Annotated in this window: 1 protein-coding gene; it reads right to left on the reverse strand. The window is 63.3% G+C overall.

All coding sequences use genetic code 11. The features are described 5' to 3' along the window. Window positions 1-38: 38 nt before the first annotated feature. On the reverse strand, window positions 39-654 hold a 616-nt coding region (locus tag GY769_22075), incomplete at its 5' end, for a hypothetical protein (protein MCP4204605.1).

Here is a 654-nt window from a genome sequence, read left to right on the forward strand (position 1 = left end):
ACGGTCGAGACGGAGCTCGACCGCTACGGGGATCGCGCCTAGGCCGGCGCGCCGCTGGGCGCGGTGACCTCGCTCGGCCGAAAACGGATCGAGGGATCGTTCTCGGCCTTGCGTATGAAGGCGGCGGTCTGGCGAATCAGGGCGGTGCCCGCCTCCTGTACTCGAATCGCGTCCTCGAGGAATGCCAGCGCCGCGCGAGCTTCGGCGTGGACCCCGAGCGATTTGAGAATGGCGATGGCTTCGTTGAGTCGTCGCTGGGTTTCGGTCAACTCGTTCTCATCGAATAGGACCTGGGCCAAGTCGAGTGGGATCAACGCCACGTCTATTCCGATCTCCCACTCGATGAAGGAGTTCCGGACTTCGGTAAACAGCGACCTGGCCTTGTCGAGATCACCGGTCGCGTAGGCGAGACGACCCTCGAGCCAATGAAAACGAAGTGTGTTGAGTTGGCCTCCCTGTTCCCGGTGCATGCGTCGGAGTGCCTCCAGATACCGCTTGGCCTCGTGCGGCCGGTCGGCCTCCAGGAGAGCGGCCATGAGGTTGTGGCGAACGATGGTCTGCCGCCTCGGATCACGAGCCGGATCCAGAAGCTCGAGGGCCTTGCGCAGTAGCGGTATCACCTTTTCGGGCTCGCGGCTCTTGTGATGCACAACC

The sequence above is a fragment of the bacterium genome, from assembly GCA_024224155.1.
Classification (GTDB): Bacteria; Acidobacteriota; Thermoanaerobaculia; order Multivoradales; family JAHEKO01; genus CALZIK01.